The following is a 4,127-nucleotide window of genomic DNA, read 5'->3' on the forward strand; positions in this document are numbered from 1 at the left end:
CGCTAAGGCTTTAATAGTCGCAGCATGTCGTTCTTTTAATTTGGCCACAGTTTGGGCGCGTTTTTTATGTTTTGCTTCCTCAAGGTGAGCCTCAGTTGGTGTACCAACTTTAGCTATGATAAAAGGCTCTTGTCCTTTGCGAGTAAAGCAGATTTGTTCACCATTGGCGATTTTTTCCATGATTTCACATAAATGTTCGCGCATATGAGTATAAGACACTGTTTGCATGGTTTTCTCTATATTTCCTGTACATGTACAGCATAGTTGATTTGCTTGTTTCAAGTCAAATTGGCCAAACGAAGTGCAATCTTGCAATACCTACTCTCAGTTGAGCAGCAGCTTTTGCAGCGATTCGCTGTATTAGTGTCTAAGCGATGATGTTCACTTATGTTGATTTGTTCATAATTATGATGTGTTCATTAAAAATGAACAAGTTTGGCTTAATTTATAAACCTAGATACTAGAGATAAGAATTCCTAGATGTTATGTGTTGAATAACCAAATGTGTCTGCATAAATTTAAATGTAAATTGTTATCTAAAAAATGGGGACAATTGGGACAGTGGGGACACCGTGCTTGAATGGCAGGATAGAGCTTACCAAAATCTTACTATTAGTATGCCCAACGCATTAGAATTATTAGAAATGGCAAGAATTGCTGCCCAATTGGACTCCACTCTAGGACATTCTATCCCTTGTATAAGTCGATTATCACGAAATAAATTTAAACTTAGTTATTTCATAGATATGAATGATGCTTTGAATGAAAATTTTCTAGAAAAATTAAGGGAATATAAAGGACCAATTAACCATCAAGATTTATTTAATAAACAAGATGAAGAGTATTTTTTTACCCCTGATTTTAAGGAGTTTGCAAAAGAATTTACAATATCAAAACAAATATTTATGAATTTTCTGGAGGATGCAGTAACCCGACTGACAAAGGCATGTCTTGAACACCCTGAGCAGTACGATTGCATTGGTCTTTATGCCCTGATAATGGAAACCATTGAGCCGGCGCTGTTTAAAGCGGTACTGTAAGCCTGCCGCTATAATCAATCACGAGCGGCGAGACTGCTTGGACTTAACAGAGTCACCTTACGAGAGCGACTCAGCCAGTATTTTGGCGACACCTACACTAAACGGTGCACTGAGAAGAGCTTGAACTGAAACGGCGGCTTATTGAATCCATAGGGTGGGTATCCATTCGCGTTCCCTAGGTAGCCTTATGTTATAAAATCTGTATAATAAAATGTCTTTTTGAAATGGTTGGGCACGCATGAGACATAAGTTGGGCTTATGGTCATTGGTTTTTACAGGCATCGGTTCTATTATTGGCAGTGGTTGGCTGTTTGCTGCATATAATGCAGCAAAATATGCTGGAAGTGGTGCTTTTTTATCCTGGATAATTGGAGCAGGTATTATCCTGATGCTTGCCATGGTCATTGCCGAAATTGCAACTCTTTATCCTATACGTGGCTTATTCACTCGTCTTCTAACACTTTCACATAATAAGGATATGGGCTTTGTCACTGCTCTTGCTAATTGGTTAGGGATCGTTGCTGTCATACCAACAGAAGCAATGGCTACAGTGCAATATTTAGCGAACAGCCAACCTCAAATAAATGAAGTGCTTTATGCAAATGCGCGTTTGACAAGTTTTGGTTTGTTCTTGGTAAGTCTCTTGGTTATTTTTTATGCCATACTCAATAATTGGGGAGCTAGACTGTTATCTAAATCAAACAATATCATCACTTTAATAAAAGTATTTGTACCTGTTATCACTGCAATAGTGATTATGTATGCTTCTTTTCATAGCAGCAATATTATATTGGATAAACAAAGCGCTTTACCTGATGGCATTAGTGGCATCTTTACCGCCATTGTAGCAAGCGGCATAATCTATGCCTTTAATGGCTTTCAATCCATAGTAAGTTTTAGTTCTGAAGCCAAAGAACCTGAAAAAACATACCAAAAGCATTGATTATCTCCATAGTGCTTTGTTTAGGAATTTATTTATTATTGCAACTTGCATTCATCGCAGGTTTACCTCCCCAATATTTGGCAAACGGTTGGCATGGGGTTGATTTCCAATCCCCAGTTGTACAATTGGCAAGTCTTTTAGGCTTAAATTTCATCACCTTAATTCTATATATTGATGCCTGTATAAGCCCCTCCGGCACTGGAATTATTTATACGGGTGCTACAGCAAGAATGCTAACAGCAATGTCACAAGATAAACAAATGCCTAGTTTTTTACAGAATACATCCCGTCTATCATTTTTCGAGACGCTCACTGATTTTTAATGTTATTTTAGCTTTGGGGTTTATTATGGTTTTTCCCAAGCTGGGAGTCTTTGGTCATCATTGTAAGTTTATTTCATATTATTTCCTATATGGCCTGCCCCATTGCCATGATGCGCTTGAGAATTATTGAAAAACATAAAATACGAAAATTCAAATTACCTTTTGCGCATATTGTATGTCCTGTTTTATTTGTATTTATAAACATCTTATTTTGTTTATCACCAGGGAAAGACATACTCCTGGTAACTATTCTACTTTTAGTTTTTATTCCATTTATATTTTTATTTCAAATCAAGGCAATTATGAGAACTTATTTCAAGCTATAAAGCGTAGTTATGAATTGATTTTATATTTTATTATTTTGACCTTTATTAGCCTGTTGGGAAATAGCGGTACCGATGGGATGGAATTAATTTCTCCTCCCTTATTTTATACCTTGATTGTAGTAAGCAGTTTAAGTTTTTATTTCGTTATGGTGTATCGAAAAATCCCCAAAAAAACTGATGATGTCATACCAACATTCTCGGACGATTTTTAAAAGATCGCTATGGATTGGGGCCACTTCATACCTCCCTATAAGAAATTTCCAATATTGCAACTTAAAAATAAAGCTCGTACAATCCCAATTTTATGACGTGGTCAACCAAAATGTTACACCCCAGTTAAGCAACTTTCATTAAAGAGTTGCGCTGTTTTTCAAATTGATTTGGGCTTAAATACCCCAAATATGAATGTAATCTGTGGCTGTTATAGAACATGGTAATGTAATTTAAAATGTCCTGTTGAGCCTCCCATTGGGTTTGATAATTTCGCCATTGGACTCGCTCTTGTTTTAAGCTGCCAAAGAAACTTTCAACAATACTGTTATCCCAACAATCACCTTTTTTGCTCATGCTACCAATATATCCCATAACTCATCTGGGATTTGACTGCGCTTTGTTCGTGTGGTTCTCCAGTGTCTAAAGGCTTGTTTAACAGTTTCTAGTTTATTGGTGCCTTTTATCATTAAGTCGCCTCCTAAAATCATTGAGGCTATAGGCTAAACAACCGCTCTGTCTTTAGTCACGCTCGCTTACCGAAAGTTCAGCTTAAATCTAAGCTGTTTGCTGTTCTTATTTTGATTTTGCGTTGGCAAATGCATAAACCAAACAAATAATTTTACAATTACATAGAAATAGTCTTCCACTGACAAATTCATCTTTTTTCTAAGCATTACGACTTCGCCTAATCCGGGTCAAATCTCCTAATTAAGCAGGTATATCTGAGAGCTTTAATGTCCTTAATGCGCGATTAAAAGTAGGGATACCCTCATCAGATGAGAGATTTGCGTCATCACTTTCTAATTTTCTCTCGCTTCCCCGTAATCAAGCCATTTCACTGACGCAGTATACGCTTGGGCTTGATCCATTACTTTCACATAAGTTCTGAAACTCTTATCTCTCGATGCCAATCTTAAGCCATTCAGATAATTATCACGATGAACATTAGGCATAATAATTTTGTACTGAGATTGAGATACAAGTTCGGCATTCATCATAATTCTTGATAATCTTCCATTTCCATCATCAAAAGGATGTATTTCACTAATTAAAAATTGCATAAACAGTGCTCGTTCAATACCCGGTTTAAGTAATTTATATCGTTCAAATCCTTCCCATAATGTACCTAGTACATCCACAGGCGATACAAAAGTAGTATTACCAGCTTTATTTTCTTTCGTCTTAAATACCCCGGGATGTTTTTCAGGCCGTTCTTTCATCATAATGGCATGTCTTTTTTGTAATATATCGATTAACTCATCCACATTTCTGGGGGTAATAC

The 4,127-nt window shown here is 36.6% G+C and carries 4 protein-coding genes and 3 pseudogenes; 4 read left to right on the top strand and 3 right to left on the bottom strand.

Translation table 11 applies throughout. The annotated features are described in order from the left end of the window. Positions 1-228: hypothetical protein (locus tag BN58_RS09190; RefSeq protein ID WP_026069380.1), on the bottom strand; the 228-nt coding region annotated here is incomplete at its 3' end. 344 nt (positions 229-572) lie between these two features. Between BN58_RS09190 and BN58_RS09195 the strand changes: the two genes are divergently transcribed. From BN58_RS09195 to BN58_RS23720, 4 genes and pseudogenes are all read left to right on the top strand, one after another. Next, on the top strand, positions 573-1,040 hold the full coding sequence (locus tag BN58_RS09195) for a hypothetical protein (protein WP_019216562.1): 468 nt from the start codon (positions 573-575) through the stop codon (positions 1,038-1,040). A 12-nt stretch (positions 1,041-1,052) separates the two neighbouring features. Beyond that, positions 1,053-1,169 (top strand): annotated as a pseudogene (locus tag BN58_RS37705) (helix-turn-helix domain-containing protein); the annotation flags it as partial. A gap of 109 nt (positions 1,170-1,278) precedes the next feature. Next, positions 1,279-2,306: pseudogene (locus BN58_RS28355) on the top strand (APC family permease). A 175-nt stretch (positions 2,307-2,481) separates the two neighbouring features. Continuing rightward, on the top strand, positions 2,482-2,844 hold the full coding sequence (locus BN58_RS23720) for a hypothetical protein (protein ID WP_040916359.1): 363 nt from the start codon (positions 2,482-2,484) through the stop codon (positions 2,842-2,844). Positions 2,845-2,968: 124 nt separating this feature from the next. Here the strand turns inward: BN58_RS23720 and BN58_RS09205 are convergent. Both BN58_RS09205 and BN58_RS09220 read right to left on the bottom strand, forming a co-directional pair. Then, a pseudogene (locus BN58_RS09205) lies at positions 2,969-3,214 on the bottom strand (IS3 family transposase); the annotation flags it as partial. A 431-nt stretch (positions 3,215-3,645) separates the two neighbouring features. Further along, positions 3,646-4,127, bottom strand: a 482-nt coding sequence (locus tag BN58_RS09220) for a Fic family protein (protein WP_019216565.1), incomplete at its 5' end; no start/stop codon positions are given.

It is taken from the genome of Legionella tunisiensis (genome assembly GCF_000308315.1).
Classification (GTDB): Bacteria; Pseudomonadota; Gammaproteobacteria; order Legionellales; family Legionellaceae; genus Tatlockia; species Tatlockia tunisiensis.